We start from the raw sequence: 25,490 nt of genomic DNA, 5'->3' as shown, positions 1-25,490 counted from the left end.
TCCGGTTTTGAACGACTTGCTGTGTCACGTGCTTTCAGAACTGGCCGTTCTGTCGATTTTCAGATTGCGCCCGACTCATTTTCCAAACGATGATGGCATGACGACAGCCATCACAGTTCCTTTTGCACAAACCACATCGTCAGCTGTGACTTCAATATTCACTTTGAATTTCTTTGGATGGATTTCTTCGACTTCCCCTACAGCTTTTAATGTGATGCCCTGCGGAGTCGGCTTTAAATAATCCACGTGTAATGAAGCGGTCACGAAGCGGGGAGGCTCCTCTCCACTGCCCGGCTCAAAACCGTTTTTTCGGTGCAGCGCCAATGATGCAGAGCCGGTTCCGTGGCAGTCTATGAGTGACGCAATAACTCCCCCATAGACAAATCCCGGAATAGCTGTGTGTTTACTGTCCGGCTCGTATTCGGTATATGTCTTCTCACCATGCCAGACCGTGCGGAAATGGTGGCCTTCTTCATTCAAGCGTCCGCAGCCGTAACAATGGGCAAAATCTTCTGCATATTCATCCTGAATTGCTGTAATCTTTGTGTCGCTCATCTTTTCCCCTCTTTTCCTGAGATACTTTCTTTTTATGACAGATATTCCCTTCATTTTATCATAATAACCACTGAAAGGACTAACAATTCTGAATTTATCCTTCAGAGTGAATTGTTTAAAATTATATTTGAAGGGAAGAGAAAAGTAGAAAAGAAAGGAGTTTGATACGAATGAAATGCTATAGTGTAGCGCCGGACCAAGATGCAACCCGCTGGATCGTCAAACTGGAGGACGTGGCTCCGACCGAGTCATTCCCGAGTAAAAACGGGGCAATTGCCGCTGCTGAAGAACTCGCTAAAGAAAACAGTCCGAGCAAACTTCAGATTCTGGATAAAGACCATAAAGTCGTGGACGAAAGAGAATATTAAAAAACGGCCCGCTTCGGCGGGCCATTTTTTAATGGATGTGGACAAACAGAAAAGCGCAGCCCTTTTCATCAGGCTACGCTTCCCCTTTTGCAGCTCCTCCACTCACGGAGGAGTTTGCACGCGGAAAATTTGTAATGTTACTTCTACACTCTTACAAAGGTTGACGAATGTTCTCATCCCGTCAATACAGCTTCTTGTACTGTCTGCATCTTTAGATGGTTGTTGCATCTACCTCGCAGCAAATCCGATGTTCTGCAGTCAGATATTCAGTTGCACTTACACAAAAAACTTACCAAACTTTGTTTGAAACACTTTCTCTTCAGAAAACTTTACAAACCTGATACCCGACGAGATCGCAATCGTCAGTAAAGCAAATTTTCCGCCAAGGCTGTGCATGTCCTCGTCTGGAGGCGATTATAAACAACTAAACTGTTTACTCGTTTCTCCCTACGGTGGTTCCGCCTTGTACTCATAGTATACCACAAACCTGCTTTTTTAAACATTATTTATGCGAATTTTTTAATTAATTTGATAAATTATTTTTACTTTTTTCCGGTTGCCCGCTATACTGGAAATAGTTCGATAACCGTAATTTAAGGAGAGAGATAAATGGTCAAGAGCATGCCTGCACGTTCGGAAATAAACAGTGAAGAAACATGGGATTTGAATTCTTTATTCGCATCAGACGAGGCTTTCCACACAGCCCTTTCTTCTCTGGAAAAAGATGTGGAAACGTTCGAATCGCACTTCAAAGGAAACACAGGAATTTCGGTTTCAGTCAATGAATTATTGCAAGCCTACGCTGAAATAAATGAAAAATTTGTTCCAGTCGGTACATACGCCAGCCTGAAACTCAGCACGGATCAGACAGACGACGAAGCACAGATGCTGGCGAGCAAATTCGGTTCAGCTGCCGCCAAAGTCAACAGCAAGCTGTCCTTCGTGACGAGCGAATTATTGGCCTTGCCGGAAGAGACACTCCAACAGGCGATGAAGGAGTCCGAAGAATTCAAAGTCTATTTGGAGAAATTGATCCGCAAAAAGCAATACCAATTGCATCCGGAAGTTGAAAAGACACTGGCAGCTTATTCATCGACATTCAACGCTCCATATGGCCTCTACAATACGACGAAAATGGTGGATATGTCATTCGATGACTTTGAAGTGGACGGCAAAAGCTATCCGCTGAGCTATGTATCGTTTGAAGGCGACTGGGAAGCGGAAACGGATACAGCCAAGCGCCGCGCAGCCTTTGACGCATTTTCGAAGAAATTAAAAGATTATCAGCATACAACTGCGAAAACCTACGATATGCAGCTGCAGACGGAAAAAACGACTTCCGATCTGCGTGGCTATGATTCGATTTTTGACTATCTACTGTTCAACCAGGAAGTGGACCGTTCGCTGTATAACCGCCAAATCGATTTGATTACCAGCGAATTGGCGCCGCATATGCGCAAATACGCAAAATTGCTGCAAAAAGCGCACGGCCTGGAGAAGATGACATTTGCGGATTTGAAGATTTCGCTGGACCCAACATACGAGCCGGAAATCACGGTGGAAGACTCCAAGAAATACGTCAACGATGCGCTCGGAATCATGGGCGAAGATTATCTCGAAATGATTGAACGCTCCTACTCGGAACGCTGGATCGATTTCGCACAGAATAAAGGCAAATCGACGGGTGCTTTCTGTTCGAGTCCTTACGGCGACCATCCGTATATCCTGATCTCATGGACCGGCCGGATGAACGAAGTGTTTGTGCTGGCGCATGAACTTGGCCATGCGGGCCATTTTTACAACGCAAACCGTGCTCAGAATATCTTCAATGCGCGTCCATCGCTTTACTTTATCGAAGCCCCTTCAACGATGAATGAAATGCTGATGGCCAACCACCTGTTGGAGAATTCGAAAGATCCAAAATTCAAACGCTGGGTCATTTCATCGATTGTGGCCCGCACGTATTACCATAATTTCGTGACGCACCTTCTCGAAGCAGCTTATCAGCGCAAGGTATATGAGCGCATCGATTCGGGTCAAAGCGTCAATGCGGGTATTCTTAACAATCTGAAACGCGGCGTGCTCGAAGAATTCTGGGGCGATGCCGTTGAAATCAACGACGGCGCCGAGCTTACCTGGATGCGCCAGCCGCATTATTACATGGGCTTGTATCCGTACACCTACAGTGCCGGTCTGACCATTTCAACACAAGTATCAAAACGCATCCTTGACGAGGGCCAGCCCGCTGTCGACGAATGGCTCGAAGTCTTGAAAGCCGGCGGCACCAAATCACCGGTCGAACTGTCGAAAATGGCAGGCATCGACATCACAACCGACCAGCCGCTGCGCGACACCATCGCGTACATCGGCGACCTGATCGATGAACTGGAAAAACTGACAGAAGAAATTGAAGGCGAAGTCACCACCAATTCTTCAAAATAAAAAAGCGTGCCGCATCTATTCGATGTGGCACGTTTTTTGTCACCTCTTTTTCTTTCTCCAGATCAGCGCCTGTTCAAGAATAATCGCGATAATCGTTCCCGTGATCAAGCCGTTCGACAAGGTCGATCCCAGATGACAGGCCCGAAGACCAGCATTTCAGGCAGCGAGATAAAAGTCTCACTGTCGAACGGCACGGCTTCCGTAAACATTTGCGATGGCAATCGGGGCTGCAATGGACGAAGCCAAAAGGAAAACGGCCCATTGCAGACCGCCAAAAAGATTTTTCAACATATGTAAATCTCCAATTCTTCAATAATGATGATGCCGTATCAGTATGTACTTTTTTGGCAACAACAAAAAGAAGCCCTGAATTTTGTCAGGACCCCTTCTTGCCGTTTCGATCTCCAGAAGTATCTTCCACTTCATCTTTCTCCGGCTTCTCATCTATGTTCAGCGGTTTTTCGCTGTTTTTTATTTCGTAATTAACCGAATATCCCTGATCTTCCAATTGCTTAACTTGTTTCTTTGAAGCTCTGACCAGCAGCCAGATTATCAGCATCGACAGAATGAAGATAACAATTATGGAAATGATGCCTGGGATGTACTCTGATTTATCTTCCGGAAAATAAAGAAATTCCATCGTGTTTACCCACCTTTACCTTCAAGTTTCAATTCATTATACATGATTCGTTTATGGATTGAAGAGATGAAGGTGAACGTTTAGTGGCAATAAAGAAAAGCGGAAGCGCCCATTTAGATTCGAAAGGCATAAGACATTCCGGCGAAGCGGCGGTCTGTGCCGCATAGCTGGAGTGGCTTATGACCCGAGAATCTGGGCGCTGGAGTCTGGACAATAAAGAAAAGCGGAAACGGCCGTTCAGCTCCGACAGGCAAGAGATGGATCAAATGGAATTTGGGCCATCTCTTTGCGACGAAGCTAGCGCAGCGATGCAGGAGCATTTGGTTTTGATAAACTTCCTATGCGGCGTTCTTTGCCGCATAGGAAGGACAGCTTAAGTCCGAGGAGTTGGCCGTTGGAGTCTGGACAAAACCGAAAAGCGGAAGTGCCTGTCCAGCTCTGAAAGGCATAAGGCGAACCAGCGAAGTGGCGCTCTTTGCCACGCAGCTGGGTTGACTTATGACCCGAAGAGCTAGGCGCTGGAGTCTGGACACCGGAAAAAACCGTTAGACGAAAACTTCTTCGCCTAACGGTTTTCCTTTATCATCCTTTTTCCGCAACTACCGTGAAACGTTTATTGATGTGCCAGCCGTTTTCGATCTCATCAACCATAGCGATGGCGTAATCTTTATAACTTATATAGCTCTTGCCTTTCCTGTTCACCAGAAAAGCATCTTCACCGATTTGGTATTTTCCAGTCCGCGTGCCTTCAGGATCAAAAAATGCCGCAGGGCTCAGGAATGTCCATTGGATCCCTTCCGACTGTTCCAGGTCAGCCAAATTTTGGGACTGGTTTAAAGCAATGGCTTTAAAAGCTGCCGGAAATTCCGGAGTTTCATTCAATCGTGTGGTTTTCGCTTCGTCGACGAACAGGCTGCCTGCTCCACCGACTACCAGAAGCCTCGTATTTTCTGCCCCTTTCAGCGCTTTGATCAGCGAACGGCCGGCCTCTGCATGCTGTTCCGCTTTTTCGGGAGGAACACCAAAAGCATTGACGACGATATCGAATTGTTTCAGATCATTGGAATCGAGGTCGAATATATCCTTTTCCAAAACTGCCACATCTTCTTCCTCCTGGAGTTTCTGTGAATTTCGCACGATGGCTGTAACTTCATGCCCTCTGAATTTCGCTTCCTTTAAAATCAGGCTTCCCGCTTTCCCGGTTGCACCTATGATACCGATTTTCATCACAATCCCTCCAATCAATTTGCTTGAATAGAGCCGTTCACTTTCTGCTTACTCGACAGGTTTAACCTTCGTTATTTTTTTCCAGTGGGTGACGTTATCGTCCTGGTCGAATTCGATAATGACGTCCGTGACATTCGGGACCCGTTTATCGATTTCCCCCTTAATATATTCACGGATTTTGTCCGCTTCCTGAATGGTCATACCCGGTTCGACTTCCACTTTCAATTCCACGTGGAGATCATCACCCTCCCGGATTACGTCAATAGTCTGGATATCATTGATTTTTGGGTGCTTCATGATTTCTTCACCCATGCGCTCTTCCATATCCAAATCCGCAACACCAAGCACACCGGCGGAATTATCAAGGAAAATGCGCCCTACTACAACGACCAGCATCAGTCCGATGATGACCGACGCATAGCCAGTCGCGCTGTGGAACGGAGTAAAGGTGGCAATAACAATTGCAATAAGTGCCAGTACAGCACCACCGACTGCGACAAGGTCTTCAAGGAACACAAGCTTTGTGGCAGGATTGGCGGATTTTACATGTTTGAAGGATAACGGAACGATTTTCAATCCTTTTGTTTGTTCTTTCGGGATGTGATGCGTTATTTCTTTCATGGCTTTATGCAAAACGAATAATTCAAGTACAATCGCTATGCCCAGAACTCCAACATTCAACCAGAACCAGTCTTCAGAATGAACACCAGATTGGATATGATGGATTCCTTCCACAATTGTTTCATAGGCCAGGATTCCGACAATCAGCACGGCTCCAAGCAGCACAAGATTCACCAGTCGGCCGAAGCCTCCCGGAAATCGTTTCGTCGGACTTTTTTTGCTGAGTCCCGAACCGATAAACACGAAAAATTGGTTGGCCGCATCACCGAAACTGTGCATCATTTCAGCAAACATTGCCACGTTTCCTGTAATCAAATAAGCAGCGGTTTTAATAATGCCAAGAACTGTATTTATAATTGCTGCCCATAACGCTGATTTGGCTCCAAATTTCATCAGGCCGAATAATTCCCTCATTCTCATTCAAACTCCCTTCAATACCTTCTATATTACTAACTTCCCATTAATGAGAACGAAAACACCTGTCCGGCCATATTTTTTTAAAGAGAGAAGGCGATGATCCATATCTGAAGCGTTAACACATTCAAATCCGATACGTTTTTCCGATTTCAGCAAACTCAACAGGTCCCGAAAAGGCAGTTTTTGCAGAGGCCAAAATTTCCCCGAGTTCTCCATATTGCGGCAGATGCGTCAACACCATTTGCTTCACATCGGCTCTGGCTGCAAGTTCTCCGGCCTGCCGTCCGCTCATATGCCCTTGGATAATGCCCAAATATTTTTCATACAGATTCGATTCTGCCGCGATGAAATCAGCGCCCGCCGCAAAATCGACGAGTTCTTCTTTCCAGGCAGTGTCAGCAGTAAAAACAGCCGATTTGCCATTCGCAGTGAATTTCAGCGCCAGACAATAAACCGGATGCACCGTCTCGCAAAATGAGACTTCCCACGGCCCAATGCGGACTGGTTCAGAAACATGCAGCTCCCGTCCTTCTGTGACGCCTTTGTAGGAAAGGTTCTCGAAACCGGTGGCATCACGATTATGGCCATAAATTGGCAAAGGCGTGTTCCATTCCTTCAATTGCATCCCTACCATCGCCGCATGCTGAAGAACTCCGATGTCCGCTATATGATCAGGATGATAGTGGGTGATGATGACTGCATCCAGCTTACGCAATTCCGTGTAGTTCTGTACGGCGGCCAGCACGCCGCTTCCGCAGTCGATCAAACAGCGAAAGCCGTCCTGTTCAATGAAAAATGATGAGGTCGCTTCATTTTTTTTGGGGTAGCCGCCCCAAACTCCGATCGTTGTGATGTTCACATTCAACACTCCTGTTCGCGGGATTTTCTTCAGTATACCTCAATACACAAGCCCTTACTTGTTTAAGCAAAGGGGTTAAGTGGTAAAGAACATGTGGATAGAAAAAATAGGAGGGATTATTTTGACTATTAAAATGACAGTTGAGAACGCATTGCAGGCAAAAGCGGAAATTGAAAAACTCGAAACCCAAGGATTCACCCATGACGACATTTTCGTCTTCGCGCATGATAAAAAACGCCAGAAGGATGTCTCTGATGCCCTTGACACAGAAAGTGTCGGCATGAAAGAGCAAGGCTTCCTGAACAGCATGAAAAACATGACGAGTTCCCGCGGCGACGAATTGCGAGCTAAAATGGAAGGCGCCGGGCTGACAAAGCAGGAAGCAGAAGATTATGAAGAAGAACTTGATAAAGGCAAATTAGTAATTATCGCAAATAAAAACCACTGAGCCCTATACTAAACCAAAAGGTTGATGCCAGTTTTCCGGCATCAGCCTTTTTTTGTACCTGTGCTTCAGCAACTTTAATGTTTTTACAATAACTTTTTCAAAAAAATAATTGAGTATTATGGATTAAATTTTGTCATAACGCTATTTTATTGCTATATTTACATAAGTTTTAATTTCGAGTTTGAATACACCAGGAGGTACATCATGAAGAAAAGTTTAAAAATGGGCAGTGCGTTTATCGGTATTATCGTCGGTGCAGGTTTTGCGTCCGGTCAGGAAATCCTTCAGTATTTTACGAGCTTTGGTCACCTTGGTACATTGGCGGCCATTTTAGCGACTGCTCTTTTCGCTTATATGGGAATGAGTTTGACAAGACTCGGCAGCCGCATGCAAACCACTTCCCATAAAGAGGCCGTTTATGGCATCGGCGGGAAGATCGGCGGATTTATCATGGATGCCATTATCATTCTGACATTATTCGGTGTCGGCGTGGTGATGATAGCCGGCGCGGGTTCCATCTTTTCCCAGCAATTCGGCTTACCGGCTGTGCTTGGAAATACTGTGATGGCTTTGATCGTCATGGCGACAATTATGCTCAATGTGCAAAAAATTATCGCCATCATCGGCAGCATAACACCATTTCTGGTGGTCATGGTCATCGGCCTTGCCTTATACAGTCTACTGACGATGGATGCTTCTTTTGCAGCGCTTGAACCAATCGCCAAAGAGCAGGATTCCGCTTTATCCAATTGGTTCTATTCGGCAATCAATTATGTGTCTTTCAATATAGCGGTCGGTGCTTCCATGGCAATTGTCATGGGGGGTGTCGAAAAGGATGAGAAAATCGCTGCACGCGGCGGTTTTATTGGCGGTCTCGGACTTGGGGTCCTGATCATTCTCAGCCATTTGGCCATTTTTTCGACTGTCGACCAAGTCGGCAACTCGGATATGCCCATTCTTCAGATGGCCAATGACATTTCACCGATCCTCGGAATCTTCATTTCGTTAATCTTGTTTGCCATGATTTACAACACGGCAGTAAGCATGCTGTTTTCGTTTACAGCCCGCTTTGCAGATCTGAATACCAAGCGTTTCAAAATCACTGTCGTAACCGTTGTCACGCTCGCATATTTGTTAAGCTTCAGAGGATTCACCGAACTCGTAAGCGAATTCTATCCAATCATCGGATTACTTGGGATGTTCCTTGTTGTCAGCCTCTTTGTGGCAAACATCCGATACGCACGCAATAAAAAAGCTTCAGCATAACAACGGACCGTCAAACCCTTCCCTAAGGGTTTGACGGTTTTTTCATGGTAAAGTCATATTAAATAATTTTTGAAAGGCGGTTTTCCCTGTGGAGACTATAGTTTGGATTGATGAGAAGCAGATACACGCTCAAGGTTTCAAAAAAGAACTTCTGAAAGCATCGGTCACAGAGGAGGACGTGGTGAAAATCTCCTTTTCCTTTGTTGTGAGCAGCGAACAATACCACGATACGGCTGTTCTGCTGTATAAAAATGACTTTCAGGTTTGCGTGCCTGAACTGAACCTGGAGTTTCCTGCCACTATTCATAATTATGCGACCGATCGTACGGATTTATACAAAGAAGGCCAAGTTGCAGATTATTATCTCGAACTGATCGAAAAGCAACGCTGACATCGAACGCCCTGGACCATCAATGGTCCAGGGCATTCTGCAATTTCATTTCCGTTTGTACTTACTGCCTTATGCACTTTTAATAGGGCCTCCACCGATTTTTCATCCGGATCATTTTGCTTTTCCGGTTGCGGCGCAGTTTCAGAAATTTCCCGGCAGCCTGAAATCAGCCAAAGCAAAACGAGTAGCATCAATACTAATTTTTTCAAAAACTCACTCCCTCATTCACAGTGAATTTTATCACAGCGCTCGCTGAAACGGATAGCGCCCAGAGTATAAGTGCCGTAAATACGGGAGCAACAAAAAAGCCGGCAGAAAGGTTGTGCCCCTGCCGGACTGTGATGTTATGTCGACATATAATCTCCGCCGTTCATATGGAGAAACTGCCCTGTCATATAGGAATTTTGCGGGTCTGCCAAAAACACATACGCTTTCACCAGTTCATACGGTTGTCCCGGGCGGCCTGCCGGGACATCTTCACCAAAGTCATCCGCAACGTCAGGGTTCAGATCACCAAATGTTTTGGTGATCAAAGGTGTCCAGATGGGACCTGGCGCGATGCCGTTCACCGCAATCTCTTCCCGGACAAGCCGCCGTGCCAGTGAACGCGTCATCGCCACCATCGCGCCGTTCGCACCCGAATAATCGATCAGATCGGAGTGGCCACGGTAGGCGTTGATGGATGCTGTGTTGATGATGCGCGCGCCCTTTTTCAGGTGCGGCAAAGCAGCCCTGACCAGATAGAACATCGCGAAAGCCTTTATTTCGAATGTCTTCAGCAATTGTTCATCGCTTATATCGAGCGGAGAAGTCTGCGGGTATTGATAGCCCGCATTATTGACCACCACATCGATTGCGCCGTAGGCATCCAGCGTAAACTGGACCAGTTTGTCGCATTCAGTCGACTTCCCCAGATCGCCTTGAAACGCTTTTGCAGTCCCGCCGTATTTCTGAATAAGATCAAGCGTCGCTTCTGCTCCGGCTTCGTTGCCTTTGTAACCAATGATAACCTTTGCGCCCTCTTTAGCGTAGGCAATCGCCACCGCCTGGCCGATGCCGCTGCTGGCGCCGGTAATGATGGCGACCTTCCCCTCAAGGACCCCACTTGCTTTATAGTCAGTCAAATCCGTATTATCGAAGGATTTGTCATTCATGGAATCACCTTCCTTTTACCAATTTCTGATAAAGCTCTGCGTATATTCCGGCCGCTTGTTTCCAGGAATAGTCCGCTTTCATGCCATTTTGCTTGAGTGTGTCCCAATGTTCAGATTCCTGGTAAAGCGTCAGTGCCCGCTCCACTGCTTCGGCAAAAGGGGAGTTCCGCGCGAAATCACTCAGAAATCCGTTGCCTCTCTTCGTACGGCGGTCATATTCGACGATTGTATCTTTCAAGCCGCCCGTCTTGTTTGCTACCGGAACCGTGCCATATCGCATGGATATGAGCTGGCTCAAGCCGCAGGGCTCAAAATGCGACGGCATTAGGAAAATGTCGGCACCTGCATATAGCTGATGTGCCAGGTTTTCATCGAAGCCGATCCTTACCGCCACTTTTTCGGGATGCTGCCGAGCCAATCCCCGAAAGAATTCTTCGAATTTCGCTTCTCCGGAACCCAGCAAAACAAACTGCATATCATGGGATTCCAGCAATTTCGGCAACGCGTCTTCCAAAATGTCGATTCCTTTTTGACCCGCAAGCCGGGAAACCATCAAGGTTAATGGAACATTCCCTTTAACTGGCAAGCCCATCATGGATTGAGCGGAACGTTTATTCACCGCCTTGCCTTCGATGGACGATTGATCAAACTCCATTTCAATCGCCAAATCCGTGGCGGGGTTATAAAAATCGGTATCCAGGCCATTCAGGATGCCAACCAGATCCTCTTCCCGTTTTTGCAGAACTTGTTCCAGTCCTTCCCCGTATTGCGAAGTCATAATTTCATCCCGGTAGGACGGACTTACTGTCGTCACTTTGTCGGCGTATAAAATGCCGGTTTTCAGCATATTATACCGGCCGTTCCATTCAATCGCCCCGGCCTCAAACTGAGTTTCTTCCAGCCCGAATCCATCAGTGAAGACCGATTTCTGGAAACTGCCCTGAAACTGGAGATTGTGAATCGTCAAGACCGTTTTGCCTGCTGCTCCGAGCGGTTTGAATCTGCTGTCCGTTTTCAGTAAGAAAGGGATAACCGCAGCATGCCAGTCATGGACATGGATAATATCCGCTTCAAGTTCCATTTGTACCATCACGGTTAGTACCGCAGCATTAAAAAAGCCGAATCGTTCTCCGTCATCAGCCTGGCCGTATATTTCAGACCGCTCGTAATATTCACGGTTCCCAAGGAAAAGGTAACGCACATTTTCGTTTGTATATTCGTAGACGCCGCATATTTTTTGCTCGCCGGAAAAAGGGACGGCAATTTCTTCAAGCAATGAGAATTCCTGAACGAATTTTTCCGGTATCAAGGCGTATTTGGGCATGAATACAGTAACATCATGCCCAAAATCGGCCAATTCCTTCGGCAATGCCCCGATTACATCAGCGAGGCCTCCGGTTTTGGCGAAAGGTACACATTCCGCCGCAGCCATAACAATTTTCATATCACATCCCCTTCCCCTACCACACTGCCTTTCCGGATGACTACCGGTTTTTCTTTCGTCCCGTGGACGACACTTCCCGCTTTGATATACACATCCTTATCTGCAATCACATACAGCAGATCACAATTTTCTTCTACCACACATTTTTGCATGATAATGCATTTATCAAGTTTTGAGTTTTTGCCAATTTCTACAGCACGTCCGAGAATGCTGTCTGTCACTTTCCCCCCGAGCATGCTGCCGTTCGCTACCAGGCACCTTTTAACCGACGATCCTTTCAGATACTTCGTTGGTGGTTCATCTTTGACTTTCGTGTAAATCGGCCGTTCCGGCAAAAACAGGGCACGCCAGTCTTTTTCCGCAAGTAAAGCCATTGATTCATTGAAATAGCTTTCCATTGAATCGATAAAGACAAAATAGCCATCGTACTCGTATTGAGCAAAAGAATATGGTTTCTTTTTCAAATTTACAACATCTTCTACACTGACTACCCGATTTTCCCGAAACCCCTTAATCATCTGCAATAGTAAATCTTTGGATAAGATATAGGATTTCATGCAGTCTCCATCCCTCACTGCCTCAGTGATGTCCACGCCGGAAGCCAAATGGGCTGCGAGCATATCGGTGTAATCAAGTTGTGAGATGGAAAAGGCACTGGTCACCAGGACATGGGACTGCGTACTTTTCTTGAAGAAACTCAGGTGATCTTCCAGCGCGGCAAATGCACCCACACTCAATTGATCGCCTCCACGCTGTGATGTGGGAAGGAAGAAAAGGCCGTTTCGTCGCCGGTCAAGGTCCCAGCTTTTGCCTTTGCCAATATGGTCGAGCAGGGAAATGCTCCCTTCAGGTGCGAAAATCCCTACGGAGCCGATATTCGAATTTACAATATTGGATAATGCAAAGTCGATTAAACGATATCTTCCGGCAAAAGGAATTGAGGCCGAAGATCTGTACATCGATAATTCTTTCAAACCCGGAATATTCACTGTCGCATCAATTACCGCGGCTAAACGCATTGTCTTCACGCCCTTTCCAATTCCCTATGGTTTGCTCTGTCAAAAGCGTAATTTCCCCATCTTTTTTCTGCAATTCAAAATTGACGGGAATGTCCAGGTCAGGCGTAATGATTGCGCGCCTGATTTTCGCACCAGCTCCAATAACCGTTCCCGCCATTACGACGCATTCATCCACTTCAGCGCCTTCTTTAATATGAACATCCTGCGAAATAATGGACCTCCGGACTTTCCCTTCGATGATGCACCCTTCATTTACAAGAGAATCCTGAATGTCGCAAGTCGCCGTCACAACCTGCGGAGGAAGCTGGGGATTGGACGAAAAGATTCTCCATGCCGAATCGTGGAGCACCAGTCCAGAGTCAGGATCCAGCAAATCCATATTCGATTCCCAGAGGCTTTCCACCGTTCCGACATCTTTCCAATATCCTTTATAGCGGTATGCCATCAATTTTTCTTCATTTTCAAGCATCGCCGGAATAATATCTTTCCCGAAATCATGGGTCGAACCTTCTGTTTTCAAATCGCTGATCAGGTATTGCTTCAGTTTTTCATACTTAAAAATATAGACGCCCATCGATGCCAGATTACTTTTCGGATTCTCGGGTTTTTCCACAAATTTTGTGACCCGCATCTCTTCATCTGTTTCCATGAGGCCGAAACGGCTGGCTTCTTCCCATGGCACTTCAACAACTGAAATGGTCACATCCGCCTGCTGGTTTTTATGGTATTCAAGCATCGTTCCATAATTCATTTTATAAATATGATCTCCTGACAGAATCAATACGTATTCCGGATCGTGGGCTTCCAGAAACTTCAAATTCTGAAAAATTGCATTGGCTGTTCCGTCGTACCATTTTATGCCATCCGCTTCCGCATAGGGTGGAAGCATCGTTACACCGCCATTTCTCCGGTCAAGATCCCATGGTGTGCCGAGACCGATATATTGGTGTAAGAGATGGGGCTGATATTGAGTTAAAACGCCTACTGTCTGGATATCTGAGTTCGTGCAATTGGATAACGGAAAATCTATGATGCGGTATTTACCGCCAAACGGAATCGCTGGCTTGGCAACTGTATAGGTCAATTCTTTCAGCCGTGTCCCTTGTCCGCCGGCCAACAGCATTGCAACAATCTGTTTTTTCAATCCAATTCGCTCCCTTTCTCCATCAATTTCCAGATACATATTGTAAACAGAGGCAACTGGATAGTCATCGACCTTTCCTGTCCGTCCGCCGGGATATCATCAGCTGATGCTGTGATGGCAGTGTTTTCTTCCATGCCGCCGTATTTGGCAGCCGCACTCGAGAAGACTTGTTGATAGTTTCCGGCCTGCGGCACACCCACCCGGAACTGAGGGTAGTCATTATTCGAGAAATTGCAGAGAACGACACATTCATCCTCAGGATTCCTTCCCCGCCGTATAAAAGAAGCCACGCTTTGTTCATGATTATCCGCGTCCAGCCAGATAAAACCTTTTGGGTCATTATCCATTTGATGCAACGCACCCTCATTCTTATAAAAGTCCAACAAATCACTCATAAAAATGGCAGCCAGGTGTTGCGGTTCCGACTCCAGTGAATCCCAATCCATTTCAGATGTAAAATCCCATTCTCTTGAATGGCCGAATTCCTGCCCCATAAACAGCAGTTTCTTGCCCGGATGAGTTATCCAAAACCCCAGCAACAGCCGCAATTGAGCAAACTTCTCCCTAAGTGGACCCGGCAATTTATTCAATAATGATTTTTCCCCGTGCACAACTTCGTCATGTGACAGAGCCAATATATAGCGCTCATCGTAATGGTACACGAGTGAAAAATTTATCTGGCGGTGGTTTTCCGGCCGCTCCGCTGGAGGCTTTTTCATGTATTCAAGTGTGTCGTGCATCCAGCCGAAATTCCATTTATAGTCAAAGCCGATTCCGTTCTCCTCTATTGAATGTGTAACTTTCGGATGATCCCAGGCATCTTCGGCAACCAGAATAACCTGGGGAAATTCATTTTTCAGACTGGCGGTCAGTTTTCTTAAAAAGGTTTTTCCTTCCTCATTAAAAGTTCGTGTTTCAGCGTTCGGGATAAAAAGCTGCGTGATTACGGCATCCATGCGGAAGCCGTCAAATTTGAATTCCCTTACCCAGTAATGGGCACTCGACAACAGAAAACTGACCACTTCGCCCCTCCGAACATCAAAATTCAAGGTGCCCCAATCGAGGTTCACTCTCCGTTCTTCCCTCGCTTCTTCGTAAAGCGCCTTGCCGTTGAATAGGGACAGCGCGAAGACATCGCTGCAGAAATGTCCGGGAATCCAGTCCAGAAAAAGGCCAATTCCATTCTCCGCACAAACTGAAATGAAATACTTCAAGTCATCCGCTGAACCATAACGGATTGTCGGCGCGAAATAGCCGGTTGCCTGATACCCCCAGGATTCATCGAGCGGATGTTCTGTAATCGGCATGATTTCGATATGTGTAAAGCCCATATTTTTTACGTAAGGTACCAATTCTGCGGCCAGTTCCCGATAATTCAAGAAACCTCCCTGCTCATTCCGTTTCCATGTACCGATATGCAGCTCATAAATCGCCATCGGCTTTTCAAAATGGTTTTCAGTGATTGTCTTTTTTGCATGCAAAATTGTTTCTTTCCATTCATGCCGCGATTTTCCGGGAATTACTGACTTCGTTTTCGGCCGCATTTCCCCTTGCCTGGCATAGGGATCGGATTTCTCAAGCAGTTCCCCATTCTTCAACAATATTTCGTAGACATATGAATAGCCTGTCAGATCTTCAAGGATATTTGTTTGCCAGACAGTCTCATCATACGGCAGCCTGTTCATCCCGTAAGATTTTCTTTCATTGGTCTGCGGGGCAAATGCAACAACCGTAACCCCTTCAACATCCGGTACCCATAGCGTAAAGGATGTTTCTCCCGCTTCGACCTTTGCTCCGAAGTAAAGATAGGCATCGGTCATAAGGCCATTATGAAAATCCTTTAATTTAGCTACTGTCAACTTCTCCTCCCGGATAATCATGAAACCACCTCCTGGCATCGCCTTCCTTTATTATCTATCTTTAGTAGATTCTACACGCCTATTGAAAATCCTCTGTAAATTGACTAAATTATTCGTAAACTTTGTTTTCGGTCACTTTACATTCCAAGCTCCGGCATTCCTGCTGACCTTTTCCGGCCGTTCGAAATATTTACACATGTTTTTGAATTCTGGTACTTGTTAGCCACCATTATATCTACTACGCTTAGAAAGATTCAGGAAAGATTCAGAAAGGACGGGTAGTCTTGCTGAAAACCAAATGGTTTGCCCTCATATTAACCTTAAGCCTTTTCTTAGCCGGATGCGGCCAGGAAATAAAAGATTCCGTCAGTTGGGAAATAGAAGAATTCACTTTCATCAATCAGGAGAATGAAGAGGTCGGCCTCGACGATCTCGAAGGGGAAATTTGGCTCGCAGATTTCGTATTCACCAATTGTACAACCGTCTGCCTGCCGATGATGGCGAACATGACCGGGCTCCAGAAACAAATAGCGCAGGAGGGACTGGATGTAAGAATCGTTTCCTTCAGTGTCGACCCCACGATTGACAGTCCTGAAGTGTTAAAATCCTACGCCGAAAGTTACGGAGCGGATCTGAACAGCTGGGATCTATTGACCGGCTATTCACCTGAAAAAATCGACGAGTTTGCAATGGAGAGTTTCAAGACCGTTGCCAGAAAACCGGAAAATGAAGATCAGGTTGTCCACGGCACCTCCTTTTACCTCGTCGACCGCGACGGCGTCGTCCGGAAATTCTACGATGGCATCGATCCTCCTGTCGAAGAAATCATCAACGATATTGAAATTCTGTCGGCGGAGGACTGACCGATGCAGAAAATGAACATCTGGGTCATACTCAGCATTTTAGCTGCAACGGCGTTCCTGATTTTTCTTTTCGTGCCGCGCGAAAATGTTCCTCCCCCCAACACGCGTGTTGTTTTGGAGCACACCTACCGGACGTATATCGCTCCTTCCTGTTTCCAGGAAGCGGACGCAACGAATTTTCTCGAAGAGTCGACGCTGGCGCAGGCAAAAGAGTTGGAGTACCCCCCGCATTCAGATTGCACCGCAGAAGCTTTTAAAAGCAACAACGAAAGCCGGTTTACCAGCATCTTAAAAGAATTCGGCGTGATCGAAAAAGAATCAGAGGATTGGTGAATGTGGAGAAACAAATCGTGCTCTCGCATTGCTGCGCTGCTTCGTCGTAAAGACTTAGCCTCGCAAGCGTCGGCCGATGTCTTCGAAGCGGTTTTGCGGAATATCGCTTATATGGCAACATCCTCTTTCTCAACAAAAAACAGGCACCGGATTTTTTGTCCGATGCCTGTTTTTATTTGATTCGCTCGATGAATTTCACACAGACCGGTGAGTCCGTTTCCACTTCCTGTACCAGCCCGACCGGCCGGCCGCTTTCCAGTTTCAAGACGGTGAGGGAATCGGATTTTTCATTGGCCACGATCAGCCAGTCTCCGCCCGGGACAAGTGTGAAATGACGCGGGCCCTGTCCTCCGCTGCTGGTGAATTCGGGATTCTGCAGTCTGCCGTCTTCACCGATTTCAAAAGAGACGATGCTGTCATGTCCCCTGTTTGATGCGTAGAGGATTTTTCCGTCTTCAGACACTGCCACTTCCGCTGCAGTATTTTCCCCTTTATATCCCGCAGGCAGGAGCGACACGCGCTGCATCTGATCAATACTATCATCGGGATTGAAAGAGTAGACCGTTATTGTGGAGCTCAGTTCCCCCAGCGAGTAGAACACCGGCAAGTCCGGATGGTACGCCAGATGTCTCGGTCCACTTCCTCCTTCTGCATGGAGCGCCTGGTGCAGCGAGAGCTTTCCACTCTCCGGATGAAGCTGGTAAAAATAGATTGCATCTGTTCCAAGGTCTGAGACGGCGAACAGATCCCTTTCCGGAACCTGGATAACGGAATGCGGGTGAGCTGCATCCTGCCTTTCCTTGTTCGGTCCCGAACCTTCGTGCTGCACAGAATCGGTCTGTTCCCCGATCGTCCTGTCTTGTGGGAGCCGGAAGACATTCACATTGCCACCGGAATAATTCACAGACAGCAACCATTCGCCGCTCCGGTCAATCGTCACATAAGCGGGATGATCCCCGTTGCCATCCCGCCGGCTGCACTCCGCAATCTTCCCGCTCTCCCAATCCATTTCGAAAGATGCAAGCTCCCCGTTGAAATCTTCGCTGCCCGACACAAACATTTCTCCTGTCGGATGAATGGCTAAAAATGACGGACGCGCAATCCCGCTGACTCCATCCACTTGCTCCAATGCCCCCGAATCCGTGTCAAACTGCCACAGCTTGATGCCTTTCTCTTCCCGCCCTGCGTAAGAACCTGTTAGCAAATAAAGAACAGCCAAAGAAATTCCTCCTTTTTTGAATTCTCCACTTTCCGTTTTCAGTTAAATTCGGTCGAAGTTATATACAGCCTACCAAAACACCCACTTCCCGCCAACCGTAAAAAATCCACCCAGCCCGGGTGGATTCGTTTTTATTATAGTAAAATACTTGTCTGGATAAACACCTGTATCATAACGTAAAAAGCGATGGCGTATTTTAAATTGAAACGAAGGCCATTGCGCACTCCACTTAAACCATTCATACTGCTCAGAATAATTACCGGCATGACGAAAGGGGACAGAATGATTGAAATGACGCTGCCCGATGTCACCGCCAGCACGACCAGTTCCGGTGGATACGGCAGGGCCACCCCTTCCAAAATACCCGTCACCAGCACGATGACCGGCAATGGGCCCAGTCCGACAAACCCGAGAAGGATCAGGATGAACGGCAGAAGCAGCAATATGTTCAGGTACGGCACAATTTCAGTTAAATAATTCATCCCATCGATGACATAAGAGCCCGTACCCGATTTATTCAGCGCATAAATTACCAAGCCGGCAGACAACAAAATACTGAACTGCTGCGCCTGCCTGGAAATACCGGTTGAGAAATAATTCCGGCCGTCTGCAATATAGCTGCCCATGCGCTTTTTCATCAGGAAATAAAACAATGTCCAAAACAGAATCACCAGTGGGATAGCCACCAGGAAATCGATGTTCCAAACGCCCTGGACAAAAAAGATTGTGCCGAATAACGATATGAAAAGAAAAACAAACTCGGCTACATCGCGATTCCATTTCCCTGTATTTCTCGAATTTTTCATCGCCTTGGCTATTTCCGTCTGCAGGACAGCAGTAAAGTTTTCCTGATCTCTTTTTTCCTGCCTGTAAGCAAAAGCTGTGCCCAGCAGACTTCCCCCTGCAGCTGCAGCAAAGCCCAATAGGACTGATTTCCACAGAGTCGCTCCCAGCGCCTCTACCGCGAATATAAAACTTGGAATGCTGATGACCCATAAGGTCGATAAGGCAAATCCGCGCAAAATCGCAGTTCCTTTAAAATTTTCCCAAGCTTCGCTTTTCTGCTCCTTTAAAAAAGTGTCAATAAAGCTGTACATCATCGGGACCGCACCGAACAAAAGGAAATGAGAAATAATCTGCGTCATCCCGGTCAGGCCCAGATAAAACTTCCGGCTTTCATTGAGGAAATTGTGGCCATAGCTCATGATTTCATCTATATAAGGTTCTTCGTTCAACACCCAGCTGATCATCGGAACAATCAGCAATAATGAAATCAGGCTGCGCATCTGTAAAAAGCCTGCAGCCAATCCGTCCATCAAAGGATCTCCTGTAACAACAAGGACAGCTACTGCAATTGTCGACAGGAAAATCGGCAGCTGCAACTTGGCCAGAGGGAGCAGCAGAAGCGCAAAAATGAGCGTCAGCAGCCCCAATATGGATAAAACGTTGAATAAAGCTTCATTATAAAAAAAGTAAGTGGTGAAATGGAGCAATGCATATACCGATACCGAAAAGGTAAAACCTTTTGCTGCGAAACCTTTCATTAATTACCTCTTCCTTTCCGGTTTTATCCAGAGTTGTTATCCATTCTACACCTATCTGACCTTTTGCAAAGGCTCCAGTTCTTAAAAAAGACATGAAAATAAATTTTTTTAACAGGAATAGTTTTAATTCTATAATATTTAATGATATGCTGACTTCAAACAATCAATTATAATATATCTGGGATACGGGCGCACAGCGTTTCACTGGATTTTTTTTCAAAATCCCCGATGAATAAGCTGAATGCAATTCTTTGCCGAACTGCTGGTTTTTCGAGATAAATTAAGTCGTTTGATAGTATAGGAGGAAATATTGTGGGTGTAACCAGAGACTTTTTTATTGCTTTGTCCAAGAACCAATTGTTAAACAGCGGTGCAAAAAAATGGGGTTTAAAAATGGGCGCCGGTAAAATGGTGGCCGGAACCGATATCGATAGTGTGATGAAATCGGTCAAAGAATTGAACAGCAAGGGAATCAGTGCAACCATCGATAATCTCGGGGAATTCGTATACAGCAGAGAAGAAGCAACTGCTGCAAAAGAAAATATCCTGAATACAATAGAAGCTATTCAAGAACACGGCGTCAATGCCAGCATGTCTATAAAGCTTACACAGATCGGCCTTGATGTCGATTTCGATTTCTGTCTGGAAAATATTCGTGAAATTTCACAGGCAGCTGCAAACTATGATATCTTCATCAATCTGGATATGGAAGACTACGCCCACCTCCAGCAAACACTCGATATATTGTTTGCGCTGCGGGAAGAATACCCGAATGTCGGAACAGTCATCCAGGCTTACCTTTATCGCTCAGAAAAAGATCTTGAGCATTTGGAAGATGTCCGTTTGCGCCTCGTGAAAGGTGCCTATAAGGAAATTCCGGATGTTTCGCTGCAAAGCAAACAGGATATCGATGAAAACTTCCTGAAGTTGATCAAACTTCGCCTGCTGGGGAAAGCGTTTACTTCCATCGCCACCCACGATCACAACATCATCAACGAAGTGAAGAGGTTCGTTGAAGAAAACGACATTCCTCATGACCGCTTTGAGTTCCAGATGCTTTACGGTTTCCGTACGGAAATGCAGCAGGACCTGGCAGCTGAGGGCTTTGCGTTCACCACCTATGTGCCTTTCGGTGAAGACTGGTACGCCTATTTCATGAGAAGACTGGCGGAACGCCCGCAGAACATCAACCTTGCACTGCGCGGCATCGTGTCGAAATAAAATCATTTATAAAAGGAGCAGTGGACAATGTCCATTGCTCCTTTTATTTACCGCTCATCCAAATTCCTCACCTGCAAAGGAGGGAGCTCCTGGGACAGGCGTTTGCGGAATTGCTCATATTGCGGCGGGAGTTTTAAGTCCTGGCCCAAAGATTCGAGTGGTTCATCTATCGTGAATCCTGGCGGGTCGGTGGCAATTTCAAACAGAATGTCGCCGTATTCCCGGAAATAGATCGAGTTGAAATAATTGCGGTCCTGGACAGGGGTAACACCGAGCCTCCAGTTTTCAATCTTTTCTTTCCACTCGAGCTGGTCCTCATCATCCTCTGCGCGCCAGGCAATATGATGAACGGTTCCTACGCCCATTTGCCCTGTGCCTTGCCGTTCGGTCATCACATCCACAATATTGCCGATGGCAGCGGATGACCGGAAGCGGATGATGTTTTCTTCTTCACCAACCTTCTCCAGACCCATGACCGATTCAAGCAATTCCACTGTCTTTTCAGCATTGGCTGTAAAGAGCAGGGCACCAGCAAACCCTTTAATCGCAGTTTCTTCTGTAATGCCTCCGAAATTCCAGGAGCTGTTCTTTCCATCAGGTCTTTCCACCAACTCGAGTCGAAGGCCATGGGGATCTTCAAAACTCAGGTATTCTTCATTAAACCTTTTTTGTTCTTTAAAAGGAATCCCAAATTTCCGCAATCGTTCTTTCCAAAATCCCAATGTGCTGCCAGGTACCGCAAAGGCAGTCACTCCAACCTGGCCATCTCCAATTTTTCCGCGATAGGCATTGCCCCAGGGGAAAAAGGTCATAATCGTGCCAGGTTCCCCTTCGGTGTTACCGAAATAGAGGTGATAGGTGCCGGGATCGTCAAAATTGATTGTTTTTTTCGTCAGGCGCAAGCCCAGTACACCCGCGTAGAAATCTGCATTCTCCTGTGCGTCGCCAACAATTGCTGTGATGTGATGGATGCCGGTGATTTTTTTGTTCATCTTTATCCGCTCCTCTGAAGGGTAATTCCCTTTTTCGCAATCATAGCAATAAACTATCTGAAATCCAATGTAACCTGGTGGCAAAACCAGGTTCCTAATTACTCCAGCTTATTTTCTGCATGTTATCTGGACTTGGACCCTTCATTCTGTCCAGCTTCTTCCAAATCTTCTATTTGTTCGTTTTTTTCCTTTTCGATTTCTTTTTTCTTCTGTCGTTCTTCCCTTTTAGAGTCTGAACTTTCTTCGGCAGCATCTTTTTGATGTTCTTTCACTTCTTCTATTTTCTCCATTTCTTCCTTGTATTGGTCTTCGGCTTCTGATGTGCCAGGTATAAATGGCTCGTCGTTATAATCCGTCCGTTTTCCATAACGCAACATTTCATAGATGATTAATCCGTTATTCGGCTTACCGTTTGCTGTTTTCATCGGGACAACATCAAACAATACGTAGTAGAATGCATAAAAAATGAATCGGTTCCAGAAAGTGGTATTGTCCTCCATCATATCGTTTGCCAGCATTGCATTTATTGTCACAGCCACAATTACATTCGACAGTATTGGACCGGCATATAACATAATGTAAGCAAATTTTCCTTCCTTTTTTAAAGAGTCATAGGAAAACCAGCTGTACAAATGATAGTATTTTCGGATATCGAACATGCCGATTTTAAAAATTCTCGGGCCTGAACCGACGGTTAACCTGGGATTTTTTACGCCCAGTATCATACTGACCACCACGTAGCCCAGCTCGCGAAGGAAAACAACAACAGGCAGAATGATAAACGCTGAAACTATCAATGCCAATAAGTCTACAAGTCCAAACAAATTACGTACCTCCGCTTCTTCACTCTTCTTTAGTCATTACCCGTTTATTTACCCGCTTCTTCCATAAAGAACCCCGAATTGCAGATATTACAAGATTTGAGCAGTTAGTCTCTTTCTTTATTACAATCATTGCAGATAGGATGAGAATACTACCGAATCACCAAACAACAATAACGTTGGGATGTGCGTTATGAAGAATTCTGCTAAAGTTCTGCTGAATAAAATATGGATTTTCCCGTTGGTCATCGTCCTTTTACTGGCAGCACTGGTTTTGGCAGAGGAGCTGCTGACTCCGAAAGATGCGGCCGCTTCCAGGGAGCCGGCCGGGTCTGCAGTCTTTGCTCCCCCTCCCTCCATAGATGAAGTGAGAGCTGGTGTTAAGGTGATTCCGGACCTTGTCTATGAAACACAATCCGGAGCGCTTCTTGATATCTATGTCCCTGTGGATGCGGATGATTCGATGCCGGTCGTTTTGTGGATTCACGGCGGCGGATATGTCGGGGGATCAAAAGACAGCCGGAAAGATTATGCCATGACACTCGCCTATGAGGGGTACATTGTGGCAAATATGGATTATGGCCTCGCACCCCAACAGCTTTATCCCGGACCAATTTTCCAGGCCAATGCTGCATTGGATTATTTGCAGCAGCATGCCGCTGATTTCGGCGGAGACATGAGCCGCGTCTTTATCGGGGGCGATTCGGCCGGTGCGCAAATCGCCAGCCAGCTAAGCGCCGTTATTTCAAACAGCCTCCTGGCAAACGAAATGGGCATCCAGCCGGCTGTTGGCTCCGAGACCCTGCGTGGTGCATTATTGTATTGCGGTTTATATAATATGGAAACCGTTGGTGACACAGGGTTTCCGAATATCGATTATTTCCTGAATGCGTATACCGGAACAACTGCATATCAGACGTTTGAAAATATTCATGAGCTGTCGACTGTCCGGCACATTACTGCGGATTTCCCTGCGGCATTCATTTCTGTCGGAGATGGTGATCCCTTAGCTTCCCAATCGACAGAGCTCGCCAGTCTTTTACAAGCGGAAGGCGTGGAGGTGGAAACCGTATTTTTCGATGGCACGGACAAAAATCTTCAGCACGAATTCCAGTACGCACTGGATACGCTGGATGCACAGGAAACTTTTGGACAGATGCTGGACTTTCTTTCTGTAAAAAGCAGATAATAAGACCCCAAACATGGCCTGTCGCCTGTTTGGGGTTTTTTAGTCCGCGGAAAGGCGGATGGGGTGCGGAAAGAACAAATCAGCGGAACCCATTGATTTATTTCATTTCTGCCTATATATTTAGAGAGACGAAATATCAGGCAGAAATGAAACGAGTTGGAAGCCAATGAAATCCTGGTTTATGGATTGGAAGGAGAATATCCTTTCCTTTAATCGAAACATCAAATTATTTATGCTCGCAAATGTCCTGATTCAGATCGGGTTGGGCGTGTTCATGGTGATGTATAATCTGTACATAAAAGAACTCGGCATGCCGGAAACCGTTAATGGCAAGGTCATTTCCATGACAGCCATGGCTTCGGCCATCATGCTGATTCCTGCCGGTTTTCTGAGTGACAAGCTCGGGCGCAAATGGATCATCATCGCCGGGGCGTTGTTCGGGGCTGTAACCTTATACTATCGAAGTTTTGCCGTCTTTGAATCCCCCCTTGTAACAGCAGCTTTTTTCACTGGACTTTTTATGGCATTTGTCCAGGTTTCCGGCGTTCCACTGCTGGCCGAGAATTCAAAGCCTTCTGAGCGGGTTCATATGTTCAGCATTTACTTTGCGTTGATGACCGCCGCCAACGTTGTCGGCAGCCTGCTTGGCGGCGTTGTGTCAGATGTTTTCCAGGTCTTTCTTTTGATGGAAGCTGTGGAAGCCATCCGCTGGTCACTGCTTTTGGGAGCCACGCTGTTCACGGCAGGTTTATTGCCCCTGTTCAAACTGAGCAATAAACCTCCCGCCCCATCAGAGAAAGTGGAAACGCGAATCGATATTGAAGCGGACGATCCCGGCTTCAGGCGCAACCTGATCGTTATTTTCCATTTCTCGTTCGCCAGCCTGCTGATCGGACTCGGTTCGGGTTTGGTGGTGCCTTATCTAAACCTGTACTTTGCCAACCGTTTTGATGCTTCGAACACCTATATCGGCCTGGTGCTTTCACTGGGTTCGGCCATGACGGCTGTTGCAATGCTGATTGGGCCGATGCTCGTCAGAAGGGTCGGCAAGGTCAAGGCACTGATTATCTTTCAGGTCTTATCGATTCCATTCCTGATTTTAACTGCCTACACCACTTCCCTGCTGCTTGCTTCTTTAGGATTTTTGCTGCGCCAGGCACTGATGAATGCGGGCAATCCGATCCAAAGTGCCATTGCCATGGAGGTGGTCCATGACAAATACAAAGGACTTGCCAATTCGGTGAACCAAATGGTCTTCAATGTCGGCTGGGCGACGATGGGTCCTGTTGCAGCCAGTCTCGTTATCGCCTTCGGTTCCTACTGGGGCTATGCGTATGCGTTCACAATCACTGCGGCGCTGTATATCGTTTCTTCCACCTATTATTATTTCATTTTCGGCAGACGGAAATTGAGTGAGGGGTAAGTTGACAGCTCCGGACCATTAACAGGTCCGG

General features: G+C 46.4%; 24 protein-coding genes. 10 read left to right on the top strand and 14 right to left on the bottom strand.

The window, feature by feature from the left end:
• Positions 1-75 precede the first annotated feature (75 nt).
• Entirely contained in the window at positions 76-555 is a 480-nt protein-coding gene (locus tag DIJ65_RS05005; protein ID WP_071152074.1) for a PaaI family thioesterase, read from the bottom strand.
• A 170-nt stretch (positions 556-725) separates the two neighbouring features.
• On the opposite strand from DIJ65_RS05005, the gene DIJ65_RS05000 reads away from it, so the two are divergent.
• Both DIJ65_RS05000 and pepF read left to right on the top strand, forming a co-directional pair.
• On the top strand, positions 726-923 hold the full coding sequence (locus DIJ65_RS05000; RefSeq protein ID WP_071152075.1) for a DUF2188 domain-containing protein: 198 nt from the start codon (positions 726-728) through the stop codon (positions 921-923).
• Between the two features lie 609 nt (positions 924-1,532).
• A complete protein-coding gene (gene pepF / locus DIJ65_RS04995; RefSeq protein WP_117301636.1) occupies positions 1,533-3,365 on the top strand; it encodes an oligoendopeptidase F in 1,833 nt (610 codons plus the stop codon).
• Positions 3,366-3,741: 376 nt separating this feature from the next.
• Here pepF and DIJ65_RS04985 read toward each other — a convergent pair whose 3' ends face one another.
• From DIJ65_RS04985 to DIJ65_RS04970, 4 genes are all read right to left on the bottom strand, one after another.
• Positions 3,742-4,005: a hypothetical protein gene (locus DIJ65_RS04985; RefSeq protein ID WP_117301638.1), complete on the bottom strand. Its 264-nt coding sequence runs from the start codon at positions 4,003-4,005 to the stop codon at positions 3,742-3,744.
• Positions 4,006-4,587: 582 nt separating this feature from the next.
• Positions 4,588-5,232, bottom strand: a complete 645-nt coding sequence (locus tag DIJ65_RS04980; protein WP_117301641.1) for an NAD(P)-dependent oxidoreductase — start codon at positions 5,230-5,232, stop codon at positions 4,588-4,590.
• A 48-nt stretch (positions 5,233-5,280) separates the two neighbouring features.
• Positions 5,281-6,267: a cation diffusion facilitator family transporter gene (locus DIJ65_RS04975; RefSeq protein WP_117301642.1), complete on the bottom strand. Its 987-nt coding sequence runs from the start codon at positions 6,265-6,267 to the stop codon at positions 5,281-5,283.
• A gap of 127 nt (positions 6,268-6,394) precedes the next feature.
• Positions 6,395-7,129, bottom strand: a complete 735-nt coding sequence (locus tag DIJ65_RS04970; RefSeq protein ID WP_117301644.1) for an MBL fold metallo-hydrolase — start codon at positions 7,127-7,129, stop codon at positions 6,395-6,397.
• A 121-nt stretch (positions 7,130-7,250) separates the two neighbouring features.
• On the opposite strand from DIJ65_RS04970, the gene DIJ65_RS04965 reads away from it, so the two are divergent.
• From DIJ65_RS04965 to DIJ65_RS04955, 3 genes are all read left to right on the top strand, one after another.
• Positions 7,251-7,577 carry a YflT domain-containing protein gene (locus DIJ65_RS04965; protein WP_117301645.1) on the top strand — a complete coding sequence of 109 codons (327 nt, stop codon included), beginning with the start codon at positions 7,251-7,253 and terminating at the stop codon, positions 7,575-7,577.
• A 204-nt stretch (positions 7,578-7,781) separates the two neighbouring features.
• Entirely contained in the window at positions 7,782-8,843 is a 1,062-nt protein-coding gene (locus DIJ65_RS04960) for a YkvI family membrane protein (RefSeq protein WP_117301647.1), read from the top strand.
• A gap of 88 nt (positions 8,844-8,931) precedes the next feature.
• Positions 8,932-9,234, top strand: coding sequence for a DUF3219 family protein (locus tag DIJ65_RS04955; RefSeq protein WP_117301649.1), 303 nt, complete (start codon positions 8,932-8,934; stop codon positions 9,232-9,234).
• 344 nt (positions 9,235-9,578) lie between these two features.
• On the opposite strand, the gene DIJ65_RS04950 is transcribed toward DIJ65_RS04955, so the two are convergent.
• The 5 genes from DIJ65_RS04950 to glgB are packed head-to-tail and all read right to left on the bottom strand — an operon-like array spanning position 9,579 to position 15,875.
• Entirely contained in the window at positions 9,579-10,388 is an 810-nt protein-coding gene (locus DIJ65_RS04950; RefSeq protein WP_117301650.1) for an SDR family oxidoreductase, read from the bottom strand.
• A gap of 4 nt (positions 10,389-10,392) precedes the next feature.
• Positions 10,393-11,832, bottom strand: coding sequence for a glycogen synthase GlgA (glgA, locus tag DIJ65_RS04945; RefSeq protein WP_117301652.1), 1,440 nt, complete (start codon positions 11,830-11,832; stop codon positions 10,393-10,395).
• Complete coding sequence (locus DIJ65_RS04940) at positions 11,829-12,851, bottom strand: GlgC family sugar phosphate nucleotidyltransferase (protein ID WP_117301654.1); 1,023 nt, start codon at positions 12,849-12,851, stop codon at positions 11,829-11,831. Before DIJ65_RS04940 ends, glgA begins: the two co-directional genes overlap by 4 nt.
• Positions 12,829-13,995, bottom strand: a complete 1,167-nt coding sequence (locus DIJ65_RS04935; RefSeq protein ID WP_185959492.1) for a glucose-1-phosphate adenylyltransferase — start codon at positions 13,993-13,995, stop codon at positions 12,829-12,831. The genes DIJ65_RS04940 and DIJ65_RS04935 overlap by 23 nt, the downstream gene beginning before the upstream one ends.
• The gene (gene glgB / locus DIJ65_RS04930; protein ID WP_117301658.1) at positions 13,992-15,875 is read right to left on the bottom strand and encodes a 1,4-alpha-glucan branching protein GlgB; all 1,884 of its coding nucleotides are present in this window, start codon (positions 15,873-15,875) and stop codon (positions 13,992-13,994) included. The genes DIJ65_RS04935 and glgB overlap by 4 nt, the downstream gene beginning before the upstream one ends.
• A gap of 263 nt (positions 15,876-16,138) precedes the next feature.
• Here glgB and DIJ65_RS04925 point away from each other — a divergent pair, with 263 nt between their 5' ends.
• Complete coding sequence (locus tag DIJ65_RS04925) at positions 16,139-16,717, top strand: SCO family protein (protein ID WP_313903008.1); 579 nt, start codon at positions 16,139-16,141, stop codon at positions 16,715-16,717.
• A gap of 3 nt (positions 16,718-16,720) precedes the next feature.
• Positions 16,721-17,050, top strand: coding sequence for a hypothetical protein (locus DIJ65_RS04920; RefSeq protein ID WP_117301660.1), 330 nt, complete (start codon positions 16,721-16,723; stop codon positions 17,048-17,050).
• 172 nt (positions 17,051-17,222) lie between these two features.
• Here the strand turns inward: DIJ65_RS04920 and DIJ65_RS04915 are convergent, their stop codons facing one another.
• Positions 17,223-18,269, bottom strand: a complete 1,047-nt coding sequence (locus tag DIJ65_RS04915) for a lactonase family protein (protein WP_117301662.1) — start codon at positions 18,267-18,269, stop codon at positions 17,223-17,225.
• 134 nt (positions 18,270-18,403) lie between these two features.
• Positions 18,404-19,813, bottom strand: coding sequence for a hypothetical protein (locus tag DIJ65_RS04910; protein ID WP_117301664.1), 1,410 nt, complete (start codon positions 19,811-19,813; stop codon positions 18,404-18,406).
• 312 nt (positions 19,814-20,125) lie between these two features.
• On the opposite strand from DIJ65_RS04910, the gene DIJ65_RS04905 reads away from it, so the two are divergent.
• Positions 20,126-21,034 (top strand): proline dehydrogenase family protein, encoded by a 909-nt coding sequence (locus DIJ65_RS04905; protein ID WP_117301666.1) that lies wholly within the window; start codon positions 20,126-20,128, stop codon positions 21,032-21,034.
• A gap of 47 nt (positions 21,035-21,081) precedes the next feature.
• Here DIJ65_RS04905 and DIJ65_RS04900 read toward each other — a convergent pair whose 3' ends face one another.
• Together DIJ65_RS04900 and DIJ65_RS04895 are read right to left on the bottom strand one after the other, a co-directional pair.
• On the bottom strand, positions 21,082-22,026 hold the full coding sequence (locus DIJ65_RS04900; RefSeq protein WP_117301667.1) for a ring-cleaving dioxygenase: 945 nt from the start codon (positions 22,024-22,026) through the stop codon (positions 21,082-21,084).
• Positions 22,027-22,148: 122 nt separating this feature from the next.
• Positions 22,149-22,850: a hypothetical protein gene (locus DIJ65_RS04895; protein WP_117301669.1), complete on the bottom strand. Its 702-nt coding sequence runs from the start codon at positions 22,848-22,850 to the stop codon at positions 22,149-22,151.
• Between the two features lie 190 nt (positions 22,851-23,040).
• Between DIJ65_RS04895 and DIJ65_RS04890 the strand changes: the two genes are divergently transcribed.
• Together DIJ65_RS04890 and DIJ65_RS04885 are read left to right on the top strand one after the other, a co-directional pair.
• Positions 23,041-24,036, top strand: a complete 996-nt coding sequence (locus tag DIJ65_RS04890) for an alpha/beta hydrolase (RefSeq protein WP_185959491.1) — start codon at positions 23,041-23,043, stop codon at positions 24,034-24,036.
• Positions 24,037-24,202: 166 nt separating this feature from the next.
• Positions 24,203-25,459: an MFS transporter gene (locus tag DIJ65_RS04885; RefSeq protein ID WP_117301670.1), complete on the top strand. Its 1,257-nt coding sequence runs from the start codon at positions 24,203-24,205 to the stop codon at positions 25,457-25,459.
• The last annotated feature ends 31 nt before the right edge of the window (positions 25,460-25,490 follow it).

The organism is Planococcus salinarum (genome assembly GCF_007004625.1).
In the GTDB taxonomy this organism is placed as follows: domain Bacteria; phylum Bacillota; class Bacilli; order Bacillales_A; family Planococcaceae; genus Planococcus; species Planococcus salinarum.
Note: the sequence above shows the minus strand (reverse complement) of the source record. Positions and strands in the feature narration are given on the sequence as shown.

Excerpts from the sequence above, each read along its gene's own strand:
- DIJ65_RS05000 (WP_071152075.1), top strand. The coding sequence starts at position 726 with ATGAAATGCTATAGTGTAGCGCCGGACCAAGATGCAACCCGCTGGATC.
- DIJ65_RS04900 (WP_117301667.1), bottom strand. The coding sequence starts at position 22,026 with ATGAACAAAAAAATCACCGGCATCCATCACATCACAGCAATTGTTGGC.
- DIJ65_RS04950 (WP_117301650.1), bottom strand. The coding sequence starts at position 10,388 with ATGAATGACAAATCCTTCGATAATACGGATTTGACTGACTATAAAGCA.
- DIJ65_RS04885 (WP_117301670.1), top strand. The coding sequence starts at position 24,203 with ATGAAATCCTGGTTTATGGATTGGAAGGAGAATATCCTTTCCTTTAAT.
- DIJ65_RS04940 (WP_117301654.1), bottom strand. The coding sequence starts at position 12,851 with ATGCGTTTAGCCGCGGTAATTGATGCGACAGTGAATATTCCGGGTTTG.
- DIJ65_RS05005 (WP_071152074.1), bottom strand. The coding sequence starts at position 555 with ATGAGCGACACAAAGATTACAGCAATTCAGGATGAATATGCAGAAGAT.
- DIJ65_RS04910 (WP_117301664.1), bottom strand. The coding sequence starts at position 19,813 with ATGAAAGGTTTCGCAGCAAAAGGTTTTACCTTTTCGGTATCGGTATAT.
- DIJ65_RS04890 (WP_185959491.1), top strand. The coding sequence starts at position 23,041 with ATGAAGAATTCTGCTAAAGTTCTGCTGAATAAAATATGGATTTTCCCG.
- pepF (WP_117301636.1), top strand. The coding sequence starts at position 1,533 with ATGGTCAAGAGCATGCCTGCACGTTCGGAAATAAACAGTGAAGAAACA.
- DIJ65_RS04920 (WP_117301660.1), top strand. The coding sequence starts at position 16,721 with ATGCAGAAAATGAACATCTGGGTCATACTCAGCATTTTAGCTGCAACG.
- glgA (WP_117301652.1), bottom strand. The coding sequence starts at position 11,832 with ATGAAAATTGTTATGGCTGCGGCGGAATGTGTACCTTTCGCCAAAACC.
- DIJ65_RS04960 (WP_117301647.1), top strand. The coding sequence starts at position 7,782 with ATGAAGAAAAGTTTAAAAATGGGCAGTGCGTTTATCGGTATTATCGTC.
- DIJ65_RS04975 (WP_117301642.1), bottom strand. The coding sequence starts at position 6,267 with ATGAGGGAATTATTCGGCCTGATGAAATTTGGAGCCAAATCAGCGTTA.
- DIJ65_RS04985 (WP_117301638.1), bottom strand. The coding sequence starts at position 4,005 with ATGGAATTTCTTTATTTTCCGGAAGATAAATCAGAGTACATCCCAGGC.
- glgB (WP_117301658.1), bottom strand. The coding sequence starts at position 15,875 with ATGATTATCCGGGAGGAGAAGTTGACAGTAGCTAAATTAAAGGATTTT.
- DIJ65_RS04980 (WP_117301641.1), bottom strand. The coding sequence starts at position 5,232 with ATGAAAATCGGTATCATAGGTGCAACCGGGAAAGCGGGAAGCCTGATT.